The sequence below is a fragment of the Pedobacter puniceum genome, assembly GCF_009674685.1.
Lineage (GTDB): Bacteria > Bacteroidota > Bacteroidia > Sphingobacteriales > Sphingobacteriaceae > Pseudopedobacter > Pseudopedobacter puniceum.
The window spans coordinates 840,629-860,385 of sequence record NZ_WKJI01000002.1; the positions used below are offsets into that span (position 1 = coordinate 840,629).

Consider the following 19,757-nt stretch of genomic DNA (forward strand, 5'->3'; position numbering starts at 1 on the left):
ATTTTTATCCATAGAAAAAGCCCTTAAAATTATCTTTAAGGGCTTTTTTATACATGGTGATATAGGGTTAAAAAGGTAAATCGTCATCAACAGGGTCTAGGCTAAAGTTAGATGCCGCTGCTGGGTTTTCACTTTTATCAGCCTGAGCTGTTGTTCCGTTGGTACCGTTTTCAAAATCACTTTTTCTACCCAGCATGGTAAAATTTTCTGCTACAACTTCTGTAGTGTATTTTTTATGTCCTTCTTTATCTTCAAAAGACCTAGTTCTAAGCTTACCTTCAATATAAACCAGTTTGCCTTTTTGCAGGTATTTAGATGCAACATCGGCAAGACCACGCCACATTACAATGTTATGCCATTCGGTTTGTTCTATTCTTTTACCGTCTTTATTATAAGTTTCTGATGTAGCCAAAGGGAAACTAGCCACTGTAACATTTCCCTCTAAGTGCCTAACTTCTGGGTCTTTCCCTAAGTGGCCAACTAAAATAACCTTGTTGATACCTGACATAAATCTTAATTAATTTTCTTCAATTTAAGTATTTTTTTAAAAAAGCAAAAATTAATTTAGGTTGTGCGTGTTGGTCTAAGTCGTTTAAATTCAGCCATAACCATCCGTTCTCTTTTACTATTTCTTCATTAATGCTATCAATTTCAATAAATGTGCTAAAAATTCTTTGGTGCGTTAAAATGTGTTTCACAGGAAAAGAAACGGCTTCTATTTTAGCATTTACTGGAAACCATAATAAATAATTCGGATGCGATTTTAACTCGGTAAGTGTGGGTTCTTGGTTAAACTCTATCATAGGGAAATCATGTAAACCAGCCCATATATCGCTGTTGTCTCTTCTTTTAAAAAGAATATGATTATTCTTTCTTACTACAAAATAAGAAAAGAATCGCTGCTTTATCTTTAATGTTTTAAGCTTTACAGGTAATTCATTAATTTTTTTGTTTTGATAAGCATAGCAAGAAGTTATAAAAGGGCAAATGCTACAATCAGGGTTTTTGGGCTTACATTGTAAAGCGCCAAACTCTATCATAGCTTGGTTATGTTCTCCGGCTAAATGTGGGTTTAACAGCTCGTTTGCAAGCTCTTGAAACTCTTTATTTCCTTTTGGTGTATTAATAGGGGTTTCTAATCCAAAGTGCCTCGAAAGCAATCTATATACATTGCCATCTACAACAGCTCGGGCTTCGTTTGCAGAAAATGATGATATAGCCGCCGCCGTATAGGCGCCAATACCCGTTAGTTTAATCAAAGAATTATAATCAGATGGGAAGATACCGTCATATTCTTCCATAACTTTTTTGGCAGTTTTAAGCATATTTCTGCCTCTCGAGTAATAACCTAAACCTTGCCATAGGCGAAGAACTTCATCTTCAGAAGCGTTTGCGAAGTCTTTTACAGTTGGAAAACGTTCAGCAAATTTGAAATAATAAGGCATCCCTTGCTCTACACGAGTTTGCTGTAGTATAATCTCAGAAAGCCATATTAAATAAGCATCATTTGTATCTCTCCAGGGTAAGTCTCTCTTATTTGCTCTGTACCAATGGATTAGGCTGTTAGAAAATTTCATGTACAAAATTACGTTTAATGCTTTAAAAACATCAAAAAATAGCTTATAGGTTGTATTATAGCTTGTTGATTCAAAATTTTACGTATTTATTTTCCTTTATTCAACTAAAAGCAATACTTTTGCATCCCCAAATATCAGGTAGAATTAATTAAATATAAAAAAGAACATATAGACATGACAAAGGCAGAGATTATTGCTGAAATTGCAAATAAGACAGGAATTGAGAAAGTTGATGTGCAAGAAACCGTAGAGGCATTCTTTAAAGTAGTTAAGAACTCAATGGTTAGCGGAGAAAATGTTTATGTTAGAGGTTTTGGAAGTTTTGTTGTTAAAAAGAGAGCAGAAAAAACAGCTAGAAATATTTCTAAAAATACAGCAATAATTATCCCAGAGCATTTTGTACCAAGTTTCAAACCTGCAAAAGTGTTTGTAGATAAAGTAAAATCAGGTAATAAAGCATCGGTTAAAGCTTAAAAATTATGAAGACTAAACAATATATAGTAATAGGTAGTGTAGTGGTGTTGATGGGTATATTGTTAAGTCTTGATATTAAGGGCTTAGTTAAAGAAGAAGACTCCACCGAGGTTCAGGGAGGAAATAGTGCTGCTACTACTTCTGGTTCTACGGCGGCAGTTTCTCAAGAAAGTATCAGTGCTGTAGCTAAACAAAATATAAATGCTAGTTTAGCAGCAGAGATAGAGAAGCTTGAAAAAGAATTAAAAGGCGCTTCTGATGATGAAGCTTTAGCATTGCAAAAGCAGTTAGCTCAGAAATGGGAAGATGTAAATCAGCCTTTACCTGCAGCTTTTGCTTATGAAGCTATTGCTACAAAACAACCAACTTTAGAAAGTTGGTTAAAGGCAGGTGATAAATTTACAGAAGGTTACCAGAATTATAGTGATACAACTGCAATTCCGGGATTAATTGAAAAAGCGAAAAATGCATATTCAAAAGCATTAGAGCTTAATAAAGAAAGTTTAGAAGCTCAAACCGGTTTAGGTGTTGCTTATGTTAGCGAAGGTAAAAGTCCAATGCAGGGTATACAAATGTTACTAGCTGTGGTACAAAAAGACCCTAAAAACCTAAGCGCAAATTTAAATCTAGGTTTGTTTTCTATGAAATCTGGTCAGTTTAATAAAGCTGTAGATCGTTTTAAAACAGTCATATCAGTTGATCCTAAACCAGAAGCTTATTTCTATTTAGCAACAAGTTATGAAAACTTGGGAATGAAAAAAGAAGCAATTGCTGCTTACGAAAAAAGTAAAGAGCTTGCGGCAGATCCAGGTTTAACAAACTTTGTGGATAGAAAAGTAAAAGAATTAAGTAATTAAATAAACATAAAAATTTAAGATTATGCCAAGCGGTAAAAAAAGAAAAAGACATAAAATGGCTACTCATAAACGTAAAAAACGTTTAAGAAAGAACAGACACAAGAAAAAATAATTTCTTGAATGCTTAACACGATGCTCTTTTCATTAACAAAAGAGCTTTGTGTTTTCTGTTTCAATATTATTTCCTAAAATATCCTTTGTAGATTAAAGTTCTATATTTGAGCTTTCTAAAAATTAGCTATTGGTAAAGGAGTTAATCATTAATTCTACCCCAAATGGGGTAACTATTGCATTACTGCAAGACAAACAACTCGTAGAATTAAACAAAGAGCAAGTCAACAACAACTATGCTGTTGGTGATATTTACCTGGGTCGAATTAAAAAGATAATGCCCGGTTTAAATGCTGCTTTTGTTGATGTTGGCTACGAGAAGGATGCCTTTTTGCATTATTTAGACCTTGGTCCGCAAGTGCAAACTTTGTTAAAATTAACGAAGGTAGCCCGCAATGGTAATTTTAACGATTATCTTTTATCAAATTTTAAAAAAGAAAATGATATAGATAAAGCTGGTAAAATATCTACTGTATTAACCAAAAATACACTTCTACCAGTTCAAATAGCAAAAGAACCTATCTCTACAAAAGGTCCTCGTTTAAGTTCAGACCTTTCTATAGCCGGAAGATTTGTTGTTTTAGTACCTTTTTCTGATGTTATTTCTATCTCTAAAAAGATAAAGAGTAATACTGAGCGTACAAGACTTAGGAAAATTGTTGAAGGTATAAAGCCAAAAAACTTTGGGGTTATCATTAGAACAGTTTCTGAGAAAAAGGGTGTAGCAGAAATTCAAAAAGATATTTTAGATCTGGTTTCTAAATGGGAGTCTTTCATGAAAAAGCTGCCTACAACAGAGCCATCTAAAAGAATTTTAGGCGAAATGGGTAGAGCGTCTACCATTTTAAGAGACATCTTAAACGCTGATTTCACTCATGTTCATGTAAATGATCCTGCTATTTACGAAGAAGTAAAATCTTACGTACATGAGATTTCTCCGGAGATGGAGAAAATTGTAAAGCTTTATAAAGGTAAAGAGCCTATTTTTGAACATTTTGGAATCGAGAAACAAATTAAAGGTTCATTTGGTAAAACGGTAAATTTGGCCGGTGGTGCTTATTTAGTGGTAGAGCATACAGAAGCCCTACATGTGATTGATGTAAATAGCGGTAACAGAACAGCCAACCCAGAAAACCAAGAAGAAAACGCTTTACAGGTTAATAAAGAAGCCGCAAAAGAAATTGCCAGACAGCTGAGATTAAGAGATATGGGAGGCATTGTTGTGATAGATTTTATTGATATGCACAAAGCGCCAAACAGAAAAGAGCTGTTTGATTTCCTAAAGGCAGAAATGAACCACGATAGGGCTAAACATACTATTTTACCTCCTAGTAAATTTGGTTTAGTTCAAATTACCCGTCAAAGAGTTAGGCCAGAAATGAATATCGTGACTAGCGAAAAATGCCCAACTTGTGATGGTACTGGTGAAATTAAAGCTAGCATTGTTTTACTAGATGATATAGAAAGTAATTTAGACTATATCTTAAACGAACAAGCAGAAAAAGGTATTACGCTGTGTGTGCATCCTTACATAGAAGCTTTTATTAAAAAGGGCTTATTCTCTAAACAATTTAAATGGTTTTTTAAATATAACCAATGGGTTAAAGTTAAGGCCATTTCATCCTACCACTTAACAGAATTCCATTTTTTAAGTAGTAAGGAAGAGGAAATTAAGCTTTAATTAATTCTTAATTTAATTTTATTTTTTTTAGAAATCTTTTATATTCATAAAAATTTATTTATGAAAAAAAGATTATTAGTAGCTGTAATTCTGTTTTTAACAGCTACAACCTCTATTTCCACAAGACTATTTGCACAGGATGAAATTAATAAAGGATGGACAGCCTTTTTAAATAATAATACTACTGAGGCAAGTAATTATTTTAAGAAAGCACTAGAATCACCATCTACCAAATCAGAAGCTCTTTTAGGCTTAGCTTTTACATCTTCTTATGATAAGGATGAAAATCTTGCTTTTAATTATTTTAATGATTTTTATAAATCACACCCTAATCCGGAACCTTATTTATTAGCCCTCTGGTCTAGTAGTATTCTTAATAATACTGGGGCTATAAAAAAGCCAACGCAGCTTTCATTTTACCAATCTATAGTTCAAAAACATGATTTAGATGGAGCTTTAAGTGCCATGGCTTATGGCGTTTTAGGAAGCCATTTCCAAAGCCAGAAAATGTTTAAAGAAAGCGAAGAAATGTATGCTAAAATTGGAAGCTTAACAAATTGGCAAGTTTTAGGCGAGTTTGAAAATATATCAACCAGTGGATTTGATAAGACTTATGATGCGCTGTCACATCCTGAGCCTGATTTTGTTTTTAAAGATAAAAGAGGGGCTAAAGTAAATTGGTTTACACCTACTCATTTTAGGAAAGATAAGTGGATTGATTTTACAAATTATTTTTCTGCCGGATCTGCAATTGTATTTGCTCAAACTTTTGTGGAGAGCCCTATAGATCAAGAGATTCAGTTAAGAGTTGGGGTTTCTGGATCTTTAAAAGTTTGGTTGAATGATTTCCTTATCATTAGCGAGGAAGATGAGCGGAATAATGATTTGGATAGCTACATAAGAGAAATAAAGCTAAATAAAGGTTTCAATAGAATATTGGTGCAAGTTGGAGAGAGTTATGCTGGACGTTCAAATTTTTTAGTAAGATTAACGGATAAGAAAGGTAATCCTATCCCAACATTAAACCATACTCCTAAAAGCCAAACTTATAGTAAAGCGGTATCATATAATACTAAAGAGGTGAAATTAAAGTCACATGATTTTTTTGCAACTAGCCTTAATAAAGGAATTTCTCATCAAATATTACAAATACTCTCCTTTTTAAGAGAAGATAGAACTTATGAGGCCAGGAAAAGTCTCGAGCTGTTAAAGAAAGATTATCCGAAAAGTACTTACTTAAATATTCTTTTTACTGAACTTTTTAATCGGACAGATAACAGAACTGGCCTAGAAAGCACTCAAGAAAGTATCAAAGCAAATGATCCCGAGCATCCTGTGGCATTAACATTAGCTTACGAGTTCTATGCAAGTAAAAAGGACTTTGTTAAAATGGATGAATATTTAAAAAAGTTGGAAGATTTTTATGGTCCCAATCATCAAACAATTTTAACTTTTAAAATAGGTTACCATTCATTAAAAAACGAAGTTGAGAAGTTAGTTTCCGTAGTAGAAAAGAGCTATCAACTTTATCCTGATAGGTATGAATTTGTTGAACTTAAATTTTTAGTAGAAAAAGAGATTAAGAAAAATAACAATGGTGCTATAGCAGTTATAAAAAAGTATCTAAAAACTTATAATAATTATAACGCAAGTAAACTTCTGGCAAACCTTTATATATCAACTGGAGCATTTGATAAAGGTATTGAGGTCTTGGTAGAAGAAAGTACCAATAATCCTATTTCTAAGGATATTTATTTAGATATAATTAGACAATACTATCAAGTTCAGAACTATGCTAAAGCTAAAGAGTTTGAACTTAAAGTTCTAGAACTCTCTCCTTATACTGATGTTTATCATTTAGATATTGCTAAAATAAATAAAAGTTTAGGTAAGAAAGATGAGGCTATTGCGGCATATAAAAAAGTATTAGAATTAAATCCTAATAATTATGATGCCATTAAAGAGTTAAGAGAGATGCAGGGAAAAAAGCCGTTATTTAACTACTTTGAAAAAGTTGATATTTCTAAAGCTTTGGTAGATGCTCCTAAACAAAGTGATTATCCTGATGACGAATGTATTATTTTGATAGATGAGGTTCAAACTATCATACATTCAAGCGGAGGTTCAGAAGAAAGATATTATATGCTAGCTAAGATACTCAATTCTAAAGGTGTAGAGAATTGGAAAGAATATACGGTATCTGCAAGCAGTAGACAAAGGTATTTAATAGAAGAAGCTGTTGTTATTAAAGCAAGTGGCCAAAAAGTACCGGGTGAGATAAATGATCAAGATATTGTTTTTACTAATTTAGAAGTAGGAGATGCTATTTATGTTAACTATCGAGTAGAAAACTATTCACAAGGGCAGCTAGCAAATAAATTTTGGGACACTTATTATTTCTCTCATTATTATCCATACAAGAAAACTAAATATAGCTTGTTGGTAGCGCAGAACATTCCACTACAATATAAGTTCTCGCAAAAAAATATAGAGCCCTTAAGAACTAAAATTGATGATTACGAGCTTTATGTATTTGAAAATATTAACCAAGAAGGGTTAAAATATGAAGATAAAATGCCTTCCATTGAAGATGTAGCTAATATCCTTTATTTATCAACTATTCCAGATTGGCGTTTTGTTTCTAATTGGTATTATGATATGGCTTCTGCGAAAGCAAGGCCCAATTATGAAGTAAAAGAAACTGTTAAGAATTTATTAGCGAACCAAAAAGGGGTCTTAAGTGATTACAATAAGGCAAAACTGATTTATGATTACATAACGAGTAACATCACTTATAGCTCAGTACCGTTTCGTCAGAGCGGCTTAGTTCCACAAGAACCCGCTACAGTTTTGAATACCCTTATCGGCGATTGTAAAGATGTTTCTACTTTATTTGTCACGATGTGTAAAGAAGCAGGGTTAAATGCAAATTTAGTATTGGTTAATACCAGAGATAATGGTACTAAAAGTTTAATGTTGCCTTCTATAGATTTTAATCATTGTATAGCTAAAATTAATCTTAATAATAAACCTTACTATTTAGAGCTAACTTCATCTTATTTGCCATTTGGGAGCTTATACAATTCTAGCTTGCAATCTATTATTCTTGATATTGATGATTCTAAGAATGAAACAACTATAAAGTATTTAAATCCTGATACTAGATTGAAAAATAATATTAGCAGAAAAGTTGATATTAAATTAAATAGTACAGATTTACTCATTAAAGAAGAAAACTTTAAGGTTTCTTCCAAAGCTGCTTCTGTAAGAGAAACTTATGCAGAGCTAAGTGAGAAAGATAAATCAAAAACGATGTTAGAAGGTTTAAGAGGAGCTAAGCCAATGTCAGAATTAACCTCATTAAAATTTAAAAATTTAGACAAAAACACATCTAATAGAGATAGCGTCTTTACTACTATAGAGTATACTATTAAAGATGATATCAAAACAATTGGTGGCATGCAAATTATTACATTGCCATGGTCCAATCAAGCTTTGGCTTCTGATATCAATATTACTGATGATCGTAAGTTCCCGATAGATTTTACTAATGTTTACGGTATCGATTATGAATCAGAAGTGATTACACTTGAACTTCCTCAAGGTAAAACAATTATAGAAAATATACCTTCTGTAAGTTATCAAAATGCCTATATAAACTATTCGCTAAAGTCAAAAATCATTAATAATAAATTAGTGTTTGAGCGTAAGTTTGAAATTAATAAAGATATGATTGGCGCTAGTGAAGTAAAAGACTTTATGGATACTTACAAGAAAATTATTTTGGCAGATAGCAAGCAACTAGCTATAAAATAATGGCCTATGTTTTGTTCATGATGCTATAAAAAACAGCATCATGAACATTAAAAGAACCTTTGGAACCATATTAACCATTTTAGGAATTATTGGCTTAATTTATACAGCAGTAAATGTTATACAGCAATCGGCAGATACTAGAAGCTTAATTGTTGTTGGCATATTGGGTGTAATATTTTTCTTTACAGGGATAAGCTTGGTAAGAACAACTGCTGATACCTCTAAATAACTAAGAAATAACCTCTTTATTTATTTTTTCTTCTGCCATTTTCTGTTCCTGTAAGCTAGCTTTTTCTTCATCATTTAGATAACTTGAAGCGGGTTTAAGTGCTAAATCAATAAACATCGGAAAATGGTCTGAGCCAGCAAAAGGTAAACGCTTTATTCTGTTTACCATAAATTCTTTTGAGCAGAAAATATGGTCTAAAGGAAAACGTAAAATGTAGCTCTTTGCATTAAAAGTATTAAAAAATCCTCTTCCCTTCCTGGGGTCTAGTAGTTCAGAGGTTTTACAAAAAAGCTCTGTTGTATAACTCCAGGCAACATCATTCAAATCACCCATCACTATAACGGGTATTTTTTGCTCTTTGGCCCATTTTCCTATGATGAGTAATTCTTTATCTCGGGCTGTAGAACGAGGGTTTTCTTGCGGAACGGGAGGCTCTGGATGTACACCATATAATTGAATCTTATTTCCGTTTGCTAAAATAACTTTAACACTTATAGAGGGTACATCATCCTTAACAAGGAAATGAACCTGAGCATCCTCTATAGGAAACTTAGAAAAGAAAATCATTCCATAAGTATTCTCTAAAGGGCTTAAAATCTTATAAGGGTAGTCTTTCTCGGTTTCGGCTTTTAGTTTATCTGTCCATCTTTGGTTGGTTTCTACAAAGCATAAAACATCAGGTTTCAACTTTTGTACTTGTTTCATAATACTGTAATCTGTATTGTCTTGTAAAACATTAAATATCAGTATACTAATGTGTGATTCTTGGCCACTAGGATTACTTTGTATTTGTTTTTTACTCATTAAAGTAAAAGGATAAACCAGATAGAAAAGATATACATTATTAATAGCAGATAAGCCAATAAAAGTATAATCTGATAGACTATGCCGGTTAAAGAAAATGGAAAATGTAAAAAATAAGAACAAGCTTATCAATAGCTTTTGAAAGCGAGGATACTCAAATACCCTAAAAATCCAGTAATCATTTCTGATAAAAGGAATAAATGAAAAAAGAATAAATAAATATCCTAGGATAAGATTAAGGGTTTTCATAAAGTAGAGTAGTGTAGAAATAAAAAATCCTGCTGTTGAGCAGGATTACGATATTTTAGTTTTGCATTTTATCTTTTATTGATTCTAGCAATCTTCCACCTTTGTAGAAATACCTCTGCCAATAAGGCTCGTTTAAATTACTAATCATAACACCCTTACTAGAAGATGCGTGGGCAAATTTGTTATCACCTATGTAAACACCAACATGGCTAATAGATTTACTTTTGATTTTAAAAAACACTAAATCACCTTCTTTAAGTTCAACCTTACTAATAGGGTTTACCATACTGAAGATGTTTCTAGAATTATTACCAATAATGGTGTTAAAAGTTTTCTCGTACAACTGAAAAGCAAAACCAGAACAATCTACGCCTTTTTTCGTATCTCCACCTAAACGATAAGGTGTGCCTAACCAATCATATATAAATTGATACATTTTAGTGTTAGAGGTAGCAGATATAGCTACACCCATTACTTGTGAGAAAAATTGACTCGCTAGATTATCAGGATCTGAAACTTCTTGTTTGGAGGCGCTATTTGAAGAGTTGGATTTAGAATTTTGGGCGTTACTATTTAGCGAAAAAGTGGCTAAAAGTACTAAAATCATGATTTTCTTCATTCAAATATATTTTTTAGGGTTGAACGTTTGTCTCTAACGACCTTTACAAAATATTATTTTGCAGCGTGACAAAAGTAAGCCTTATCCACTGCCCTTGCAACAATATTACTAAACTTTTAACAATTTTTAACAATAGATATGTAAAATAGTAAAAATTACCACCTTATAGGTTTTTTATTTGTTGATATATTAATAGATTTGCTTTCCCATATTAATTAGATATAATAACGAATGAGTTCAGTTGCGATAACCAAAGAAACATACCTTTACTGGTATGAATTAATGCTTCTACTAAGAAGATTCGAAGAAAAAGCAGGGCAATTATACGGACAGCAAAAAATAAGAGGTTTCTGCCACTTATATATAGGACAAGAAGCTGTCATAGCTGGTACCATGTCTGCTACCAAAAAAGATGATAGCTTAATAACCGCTTATAGAGACCATGCTCATCCAATTGCAAAAGGAATGTCTCCTAATGCAGCCATGGCAGAGATGTACGGAAAAGCAACAGGCTGTTCTAAAGGAAAAGGCGGTTCTATGCACTTCTTCGATAAAGAAAATAAATTCTATGGTGGTCATGGTATAGTTGGAGGTCAGATTCCACTAGGTGCTGGACTTGCATTTGCAGAAAAATATTTGGGAACAGATAATGTAAATGTTTGCTATATGGGAGATGGCGCTGTACGTCAAGGCTCATTAAACGAGACATTTAACATGGCTATGCTATGGAAATTACCTGTAATATTTGTTGTTGAGAATAATGGTTACGCTATGGGAACTTCTGTAGCAAGAACATCTAATACTACAGATATTTATAAACTAGGTCTTGGTTACGAAATGCCTTGTGCCCCTGTTGATGGTATGGACCCTGTTGCGGTACATAACGCAATGGATGAAGCCGTTCAAAGAGCAAGAAGAGGTGAAGGACCAACTTTCTTAGAAATAAGAACATACAGATATAAAGGTCACTCTATGTCTGACCCTCAAAAATACAGAACCAAAGAAGAGGTTGAAGAATATAAAGCCAAAGACCCTATTGAAGTGGTAAAGGCTAAAATTGAAAAAGAAAAATGGGCAGATCAAGCTTGGTTTGATGAAATTGCTACAAAAATTAAAAATCAGATAGATGAAGCAGTAAAATTTGCTGAAGAGTCTCCTTGGCCAGACCCATCAGAATTGTTTACTGATGTTTACGCACAGGAAAACTATCCATTTGTTAAAGACTAAGATTTTATAACCGGATGTAAGAGCTTATCCTATATCCGGTTTCTATTTTTAAATAACCGTATTAATACTTAAAATATAATGGCTGAAGCAATAAAAATGCCTAAAATGAGCGATACCATGACTGAAGGGGTATTAGCTAAATGGCATAAAAAAGTTGGTGATAAAATAAAAGCAGGTGATGTAGTTGCAGAAATTGAAACTGATAAAGCAACTATGGATTTTGAATCTTTCCAAGAAGGAACACTTTTATATATTGGTGTAGAGGAAGGTAATGCCGTTCCGGTTGATGCTCTTATTGCAATCATTGGTGAAGCTGGTGAAGATTATAAATCAGTATTAGAAGGTTCAGGAACTGCAAAAGCTGAAGAGCAAAAAGAAGAGGCTGCTGCACCTGTAGCCGCTGAAGAAGAAGATGTTGATGTATCTGGTATACCAGCTGCTGTTATTCGTATGCCACTTTTAAGTGATACCATGACAGAAGGTGTTATCAATAAATGGAACTTTAAAGTTGGAGACAAAGTTAAAGCTGATGATTCTTTAGCTGATGTAGAGACTGATAAAGCTACTATGGAAGTAGTAGGTTATGAAGAAGGTACTCTTCTATATATAGGTGTAGAAGAAGGTAAAGCTGCACAAGTAAATGATATTATTGCCATTGTTGGTAAAGAAGGTACAGATATACAACCTTTATTAAAAGCAGGTAAAGGTGTTGTTGCAAAGAAAGAAAAATCGGCAGAGCCAGCTCAAGCTGCTGCTGAGGCTACAACTTCTGCTCCTGTTAAAGAGGAAGCATCATCATCAGATGATAGCAGAGTTAAAGCTTCTCCTTTAGCTAAGAAATTAGCGCAAGAGAAAGGTATTAGCCTATCAGAAATTAAAGGAAGTGCAGAAGGTGGACGTATCGTTAAAAAAGACGTAGAAGATTATAAACCAGCTGCAAAAGCAGAAGGAGCTTCAAAAGAAGCATCTGCACCGCAAGTAGTTATCCCTACTTTTGTTGGCGAAGAGAAATTTACCGAAAAACCAATGTCGCAAATGCGTAAAGTAATTGCGAAACGTTTAGGCGAATCTTTATTCAGTGCACCACACTTCTACTTAACTATCAGTATTGATATGGATGGCGCTATGGCTGCTCGTACGCAAATTAATGCGGTAGCACCAGTTAAAGTGTCTTTCAATGATATCGTTATCAAAGCGGTAGCAGTTGCTTTAAAACAACATCCTGCTGTAAATTCTTCTTTCAGAGGAGATAAAATACGTTTTAACGAGCATACCAATATTGGTGTTGCAATGGCTGTTGAAGATGGCTTATTGGTACCAGTAGTGCGTTTTGCAGACGGCAAGAGCTTATCTCAAATTTCTGCCGAGGTTAAAGATTATGCACAAAAAGCAAAAGCTAAGAAATTACAACCATCAGACTGGGAAGGTTCTACTTTCACCGTTTCTAACTTAGGAATGTTTGGTATAGATGAATTTACATCTATCATTAACTCTCCAGACGGAGCTATTTTATCTGTTGGAGCTATACAACAAGTTCCTGTAGTTAAAAATGGCGCTGTTGTTCCAGGAAATGTGATGAAATTAACCCTAGGTTGCGACCATAGGGTAATTGACGGAGCTACCGGAGCCGCTTTCTTACAAACTTTAAAAGGTTTATTAGAAGAGCCAATTAGATTATTGGCGTAATACTCTTAAATAGATATAAAAGCCCTATTCAGCCTAAACTGGATAGGGCTTTTTTTATGCTCCTTAACCAAAATTTAACATATAGCTTTATCAAAATAATTATATTGCACTATGAAATTACGCACCCTCGTATTTTTGAATGCATTGGCTGTTGGTATCTCTATAGGGATAGTAAATTATTACTTTCAGCATAGTTGGTACTATTTCAGTATCAGTATGGGGATATCTACCTGCGTAAGTTACCTGGTGTTTTACCTCCTGATAGAAAAATATGTTTACTCTAAAATCAAAATCATTTATAAGCTTATCCACAACTTAAAATTGGGTAAAGACCTTAAAGATGCTTTGGGTGAATATGTAAGTCCGGACCCAATAAATGACGTGGAGCAAGAAGTAAAAGAGTGGGCAAGAGATAAAAAAACAGAAATAGACGATTTAAAAAAACAGGAAAAATTTAGAAAAGAGTTTTTATCAAATATTTCTCACGAGTTTAAAACCCCGCTATTTGCTATTGAAGGTTATGTGGATGCTTTGCAGGATGGTGCTTTGGAAGACCCCGAGTTAGCTAAACAATTTTTAAATAAAGTATCTAGAAATGTTGAAAGACTTAGCTTTCTGATTAAAGATTTAAATGAAATATCTAAGCTAGAAAGTGGAGACATCCCAATCAATTACCAAAAGTTTGATATTACCATACTTATCAAAGAAGTTATGGAAGCGTTAGAGCTAAAAGCTCAGAAATATCATATTAGCTTAACTTTTAAAGAAAAATATCAGCAACCCACATTTGTAAACGCAGATAGAGAAAAAATTAGGCAAGTTTTAGTGAATTTGATAGACAACTCTTTTAAATATGGTAAAGAATATGGGAACACCTCTATCACCATATTTGAGATGCATGAGCAAATTTTAATAGAAATTACTGATAATGGAATTGGTATTGAAGAGAAATACCTACCACGTTTATTTGAAAGATTTTACAGAACAGACTCAAGCAGATCAAGACAAATTGGTGGTTCTGGTTTAGGTTTAGCTATTGTAAAACATATTGTAGAAGCACATAACCAAACCATACATGTAAGAAGTACTACGGGCTTAGGTTCTACCTTTGGTTTTACCTTAGAAAGAGCCAAAGATTCTTTGTTAGCTTTCCCATAAATCAATGTTAAGTGATAAACTAAAAATTAACAATTACTTAACATTGGGATGTTAGCTTTGTAGTCTAAAGCTAATACAAGAAATGAACAATATTTTTTCTTATTTCATTCCTAAAGACAGAAAGTTTTTCCCTCTTTTCGAAAAAGCAAGTGCAAACCTTATAGAAATGGCTAACCAACTGGAAGGCCTAGTAAACTCTCCGGAGGCATCAAGAGAGCCTTATTACAAAAGCATAGAAAATCTTGAGCATAAAGGCGATGAAATTACTCACCAAATTTATTTAGAGTTAAGTAAAACCTTTATCACTCCTTTTGATAGAGAGGATATCCATGCTTTAGCTTCTGCTTTAGATGATATTGCAGATTATATCCATGGTTCTGCTAACAGAATGTTATTGTATAACGTTACAGAAATGACAGAGCCTATTAAGAAATTAGCTGATTTAGTAAAACAAGGTTGTGTGGATGTAGAAAAAGCAGTTAAAGAGCTTAAGAATTTAAAAAACATCCGTGTGATTACTGATTCTTGCGTAAGAATTAACAGCATAGAAAACCAAGCAGATTACGTTTTTGATAAAGCAGTAGGAGATCTTTTTGATTATGAGGATGATGCTAAAACCATCATTAAATACAAAGAGGTTTTATCGGCATTAGAAACCGCAACAGATATGTGCGAGGATGTAGCTAATGTATTAGAATCTATATTGGTTAAAAACGCATAAGTTTATTTATTCTTAAACAAATCCCTTAATGGTAACTACACTTCTTGTTATTGTTATTATAATGGCAATCGTTTTTGACTACATCAATGGTTTCCATGATGCAGCAAACTCTATTGCTACTATAGTTTCAACCAAGGTACTAACACCTTTTCAGGCTGTACTTTGGGCGGCAACTTTTAATTTTGCTGCATATTTTTACTTTACAGATCATAAAGTAGCCAATACCATAGCTAAAACAGTTGTAGAAGACTATATAACGCTAGAGGTTATTTTAGCAGGTCTTTCTGCCGCAATAGGTTGGAATTTGTTAACCTGGTATTACGGTATCCCTTCCAGTTCATCTCATACCCTTATTGGTGGCTTTGCTGGTGCTGGTATTGCACACTCTTTAATTTTAGGAGATGGTTTCTTACAAGCCATTAACATATCTCCGATTTTAAAAACGGTTTCTTTTATTGTGTTGGCTCCACTTATAGGTGCAACTATATCAATCATCATTACATTAATCATTATTAACATAGCTCGTTATGCCAGACCTGCAACTGCAGAAAGATGGTTTAAAAGGCTTCAGTTGTTATCATCAGCAGCATTAAGTTTTGCCCATGGTGGTAATGATGCCCAAAAAGTTATGGGTATTATTTATGTGTCTTTAGTTGCAAGTAGCGTTTTACAAAACGGAGATACCATGCCAGAATGGATTCCGATAGTATGTTACGCTGCTATAGCTTTAGGTACCATGAGTGGTGGTTGGAAGATTGTAAAAACTATGGGTACAAAAATTACCAAAGTTAACGCTTTAGAAGGTGTAAGTGCAGAAACAGCCGGTGCTTTAACTTTAGGTATTACTGAGCATTTTGGTATCCCGGTATCTACTACCCACACCATTACAGGTTCTATTATTGGTGTAGGTATCACTAAAAGTTTCTCTGCTGTAAAATGGGGAGTTACTTATAGCTTAATATGGGCTTGGGTTTTAACAATTCCTGTATCAGCAACTTTGGCTGGCTTAGTTTATGCCATTATCCATTACATATTTTAATAAGCATATTTTCTAAATATTAGAAAGGGAAGCAATTTTAGATTTGCTTCCCTTTTTTTGTGGCTTTACATATTTGATGATTAAAAGCTTTCCGCTCATAAGATTGATTAAGCCTTCTGCCTTTAGCCTTCTGCTTTAGGCTTTCTCCGTACCATGTTCGAGACTTGTTCGGGAAATGGCCCCATTTTTCCGAAGGTGTCACAAAGAAGCTCAGGAGAAGCCTCGAAGGAAGTATGGAGAAAACGTGGATAAAAGGTGGGGTATAGGTGGGCTATACGTGGACTTGTATTAAGAAAATTTTGGATTTTAAATTATTTGTTTACTTTAGGTTAATCAAACCTAGTGAAAATAGTTATAAATACAAATCATCACCATTAATATTTTGAAAACATAACGTAATAAAACTACCTAAACTTCTTATAATTACTATTTTACTTACTTTTAACATTAGCTTAAGTTGGGGGCAATGCGCTTTTATTTCTATTTCATGCAATGGATGACAGGAAGTCTAAGAAAGTTAAAAACAGGGATAATGATTTAGTAACCAAACACAAGTATTCAACACACTGTGCTCAGGCTGCAAACTATTGTACTGGTAAAATATAGTTATACACCTTTTTGTGGACATTACTCAAATCTACCAAGTAAATAACCTAAAACATTTGTAAGAAAATATAGTAAAATATCATCATATAGGATAAACAGAAATAATATTATTCAGTAGGTAGTCGCGAAATGCGACCACTTCAAAGTGGGAAATAAATATGACAAAAGATAAAATACTTGTGAGTATCCTCAATGGCGCAATAATGATGACCAGGGCAAGCGGGCAAAGGCTTCTTGTGCCAGATAAGAGAAAGTTTAAGGCTTACACTAGATTGTAATTATATAAGTAATTATGAATATTAAGCTAATGCTAGTTTTTTTGTTGTTTTTTATTGTGAGGTTAATTATTATGTTTAAACATAAATTCTATCATTATTCCACTAATGATATGTTATTTGCTACCAAATTTAAAATTTTTTTATCTGGATTATTAGCAAGTCTAATTGGGGTTTATGGATTGTTTAAGCTTTTTATTGAGTAAGAAATTTTTTTTGTGAAATCAAGTTTTATTATTTGTGTTGTTTTCTTGATTATTGGAATAATAATAATGTGGAATAATAGATGTTTTTATTTACGTAGTAATACAATGTTACTTCCAACAGAATTAAAATTGTTTCTAAGCGGCTTGGTTTTAAGCGTACTTGGATTGTGGGGCTTATTTACTATTGTTTAATAACTCCCTAAAATGGCGCAAGAATGATGACCAAGCCAAGCGGGCAAAGGCTTCTTGTGCCAGATAGAAGCCCCTCAATAGCGCAAGAATGATGACCAAGGCAAGCGAGCAAAGGCTTCTTGTGCCTTATAAAGCAGAAACTTTGACTATACACTAAATTAAAGAAACTACAAGGCACAAGTATCCAGTACACAGGCTTAGGCTACATAATTGATCCATCTGCGGGGATAATGGTTTTGCAATTAATGCCATTTCTACACAAATTTTTCAAACCGTTGTGGTGCATTTTGACCGACTGAAAATAATCTTACGAAAATTAGGAAAATGTTATCTTTTGAGATAACTTTGTCAAATGAATAGAAAAATAATCTTCTACGAAAACCACTTTATTGAATTTTACCAAAAGCAAGACCAGAAAGTAAGAAGGAAAATTCAATACGTTTTCGAGTTGATTAAACAAGTTGACAGAGTTCCTGAAAAGTTTTTAAAACACTTGACCGGAACAAACGGACTTTATGAAATCCGAGTTGAATATCAGTCGAACATCTACCGGATTTTCTGCTGTTTTGACGAAGGACAACTTGTAGTGCTTTTCAATGGTTTTCAAAAAAAATCTCAAAAGACACCACAAATAGAAATTGAAAAAGCGGGACAATTAATGAACGATTATTTCAACAACAAAAAATGATGAATATGGAAAAATATGAAGACATAAAGACATTTGACGAACTCATTGAACTTGAGTACGGAAAAATTGGAACTGAAAACCGAAATAAGTATGAAGAAGGCGCACAAATGTTCATTGTGAGCGAAATGTTAAAAGAAGCCCGAAAAGCAGCTAACCTTACGCAAGAACAATTGGCAGAAAAAGCAGGAACAAAGAAAAGTTACATTTCCAAGCTTGAAAACGCCAAAGGAAATATTCAACTTTCGACATTAATCAGAATTTTTGAGCAAGGATTAAATAGGAAAATTGGACTGACATTTCTATAAACAAATAATAAAAAAACGACGCCTCAGATGGCAAGAATGATGACCGAGCCAAGCGGGCAAAGGCTTCTTATGCCTTATAAAGCAGAAACTTTGACTATACACTCAATTAAAGAAATTACAAGGCACAAGTATCTAATACACAGTCTTAGGCTAAATACCTTGCGCAATCTACGGGGGCGATACCGCCCTAATAACTAAACATCCTCTGAATACCGTCATAAGTATTTTACTATAATGATTGTTATTTCAATCATTATAGTTATTTTTGTTTTAAATAACAATCAAAATAATGGAAAAGAGAAAACATGTTATTTTTCCAAAATATAATCAGCTATTGAGTCAAATGGGTGAAAATATGAAGTTAGCCAGAAAGCGTCGTAAGCTAACAACTACTCAAGTAGCTGAAAGAGCTAACATAGCTCGTTCAACTTTATATTTGATAGAGAAAGGTGATCCAAGCGTTGCCTTAGGGGCTTATTTTAATGTATTGCGTGTTTTGGGTTTACAGGAAGATATACTGAAGCTTGGAGCTGATGATATTTTTGGAAGAAAACTACAAGATCTTGAGCTATTGAAATAACAATGTGGCATATCAAGGTCAGAACAAGAACTAATGCAAGCAGCATTTCTTTTTAATCATTAAATCATCATAACTCTATTCAAAGTAGGTATAGTAGAGCATACAGTAGCTTTTTATACTTAGTGCAAAGGATTATTTAAAAGGTAAAGGTTGGATAGGATAGATTTATGCAGTAATGAAAGCACAAGTCAGGGAACAATCAATCAAATCCAAAACCAATCCCCCTTTTTTATACCCCACCTTTAAGTGTATATTCGTGTTATGCTTTGGACACAACGTTTTTTCGCTTTGTTAGATGTTATTTGTTTAATCTTATTGGCACAACAAGCTTATACACAATACCAATCTTTATTATCAAACGAGGTTTTAACCAGTTTAGAATTTTTCTCTAGAACGCTGTTTTTATTAGGTTGGTGTTCCTTAATTTTCTCGGCAATTTTATTGGCCATTCCTAAAAAAGCAGGACTTTGGTTGTATTACGCCCAGCTCCCGCTAAGGCTTGTCTTTTTTATTTTCTCTTTCGGGTTTATATCTTTACTAACCTACATCATTAACTGGCAAATCATTATCAATATGTTGATGCCTTTAATTGTTTTTGGCGAGTTATTGAGGCTTTATTATTCTGTACAGATACACAAGGTTTATTATAAATAAAAA

The 19,757-nt window shown here is 33.4% G+C and carries 18 protein-coding genes; 14 read left to right on the forward strand and 4 right to left on the reverse strand.

The genetic code is table 11. From position 1 onward, the window contains the following. Window positions 1-67: 67 nt before the first annotated feature. Entirely contained in the window at window positions 68-508 is a 441-nt protein-coding gene (locus GJJ64_RS10325) for a single-stranded DNA-binding protein (RefSeq protein ID WP_154287704.1), read from the reverse strand. 19 nt (window positions 509-527) lie between these two features. Next, complete coding sequence (gene mutY / locus GJJ64_RS10330; protein ID WP_154287705.1) at window positions 528-1,577, reverse strand: A/G-specific adenine glycosylase; 1,050 nt, start codon at window positions 1,575-1,577, stop codon at window positions 528-530. Window positions 1,578-1,751: 174 nt separating this feature from the next. Between mutY and GJJ64_RS10335 the strand changes: the two genes are divergently transcribed. From GJJ64_RS10335 to GJJ64_RS10355, 5 genes are all read left to right on the forward strand, one after another. Then, complete coding sequence (locus GJJ64_RS10335) at window positions 1,752-2,051, forward strand: HU family DNA-binding protein (RefSeq protein ID WP_026902835.1); 300 nt, start codon at window positions 1,752-1,754, stop codon at window positions 2,049-2,051. 5 nt (window positions 2,052-2,056) lie between these two features. Next, window positions 2,057-2,908 (forward strand): tetratricopeptide repeat protein, encoded by an 852-nt coding sequence (locus GJJ64_RS10340; RefSeq protein WP_154287706.1) that lies wholly within the window; start codon window positions 2,057-2,059, stop codon window positions 2,906-2,908. A gap of 241 nt (window positions 2,909-3,149) precedes the next feature. After that, window positions 3,150-4,700: an Rne/Rng family ribonuclease gene (locus GJJ64_RS10345; RefSeq protein WP_154287707.1), complete on the forward strand. Its 1,551-nt coding sequence runs from the start codon at window positions 3,150-3,152 to the stop codon at window positions 4,698-4,700. Window positions 4,701-4,760: 60 nt separating this feature from the next. Further along, window positions 4,761-8,516 (forward strand): transglutaminase domain-containing protein, encoded by a 3,756-nt coding sequence (locus GJJ64_RS10350; RefSeq protein ID WP_154287708.1) that lies wholly within the window; start codon window positions 4,761-4,763, stop codon window positions 8,514-8,516. A gap of 40 nt (window positions 8,517-8,556) precedes the next feature. After that, entirely contained in the window at window positions 8,557-8,745 is a 189-nt protein-coding gene (locus tag GJJ64_RS10355; protein ID WP_039454090.1) for a hypothetical protein, read from the forward strand. Here the strand turns inward: GJJ64_RS10355 and GJJ64_RS10360 are convergent, their stop codons facing one another. Next, window positions 8,746-9,549: an endonuclease/exonuclease/phosphatase family protein gene (locus GJJ64_RS10360; protein WP_229655513.1), complete on the reverse strand. Its 804-nt coding sequence runs from the start codon at window positions 9,547-9,549 to the stop codon at window positions 8,746-8,748. Window positions 9,550-9,853: 304 nt separating this feature from the next. Further along, window positions 9,854-10,417 carry a C40 family peptidase gene (locus GJJ64_RS10365; protein ID WP_154287710.1) on the reverse strand — a complete coding sequence of 188 codons (564 nt, stop codon included), beginning with the start codon at window positions 10,415-10,417 and terminating at the stop codon, window positions 9,854-9,856. A 231-nt stretch (window positions 10,418-10,648) separates the two neighbouring features. On the opposite strand from GJJ64_RS10365, the gene pdhA reads away from it, so the two are divergent. The 9 genes from pdhA to GJJ64_RS10410 all read left to right on the forward strand — a co-directional run bounded on the left by pdhA (window position 10,649) and on the right by GJJ64_RS10410 (window position 19,754). Next, window positions 10,649-11,644: a pyruvate dehydrogenase (acetyl-transferring) E1 component subunit alpha gene (gene pdhA / locus GJJ64_RS10370; protein ID WP_154287711.1), complete on the forward strand. Its 996-nt coding sequence runs from the start codon at window positions 10,649-10,651 to the stop codon at window positions 11,642-11,644. 78 nt (window positions 11,645-11,722) lie between these two features. Next, the gene (locus GJJ64_RS10375; RefSeq protein WP_154287712.1) at window positions 11,723-13,330 is read left to right on the forward strand and encodes a dihydrolipoamide acetyltransferase family protein; all 1,608 of its coding nucleotides are present in this window, start codon (window positions 11,723-11,725) and stop codon (window positions 13,328-13,330) included. A 111-nt stretch (window positions 13,331-13,441) separates the two neighbouring features. Next, window positions 13,442-14,488, forward strand: a complete 1,047-nt coding sequence (locus GJJ64_RS10380; protein WP_154287713.1) for a sensor histidine kinase — start codon at window positions 13,442-13,444, stop codon at window positions 14,486-14,488. Between the two features lie 82 nt (window positions 14,489-14,570). Beyond that, the gene (locus GJJ64_RS10385) at window positions 14,571-15,209 is read left to right on the forward strand and encodes a DUF47 domain-containing protein (protein ID WP_154287714.1); all 639 of its coding nucleotides are present in this window, start codon (window positions 14,571-14,573) and stop codon (window positions 15,207-15,209) included. A gap of 28 nt (window positions 15,210-15,237) precedes the next feature. Continuing rightward, entirely contained in the window at window positions 15,238-16,248 is a 1,011-nt protein-coding gene (locus GJJ64_RS10390; RefSeq protein ID WP_154287715.1) for an inorganic phosphate transporter, read from the forward strand. A 1,631-nt stretch (window positions 16,249-17,879) separates the two neighbouring features. Further along, entirely contained in the window at window positions 17,880-18,215 is a 336-nt protein-coding gene (locus tag GJJ64_RS10395) for a type II toxin-antitoxin system RelE/ParE family toxin (protein WP_154287716.1), read from the forward strand. A 5-nt stretch (window positions 18,216-18,220) separates the two neighbouring features. Further along, the gene (locus tag GJJ64_RS10400; RefSeq protein ID WP_154287717.1) at window positions 18,221-18,520 is read left to right on the forward strand and encodes a helix-turn-helix domain-containing protein; all 300 of its coding nucleotides are present in this window, start codon (window positions 18,221-18,223) and stop codon (window positions 18,518-18,520) included. Between the two features lie 289 nt (window positions 18,521-18,809). Next, the gene (locus GJJ64_RS10405) at window positions 18,810-19,100 is read left to right on the forward strand and encodes a helix-turn-helix transcriptional regulator (RefSeq protein ID WP_149075282.1); all 291 of its coding nucleotides are present in this window, start codon (window positions 18,810-18,812) and stop codon (window positions 19,098-19,100) included. Between the two features lie 261 nt (window positions 19,101-19,361). After that, window positions 19,362-19,754 carry a hypothetical protein gene (locus GJJ64_RS10410; RefSeq protein WP_154287718.1) on the forward strand — a complete coding sequence of 131 codons (393 nt, stop codon included), beginning with the start codon at window positions 19,362-19,364 and terminating at the stop codon, window positions 19,752-19,754. The last annotated feature ends 3 nt before the right edge of the window (window positions 19,755-19,757 follow it).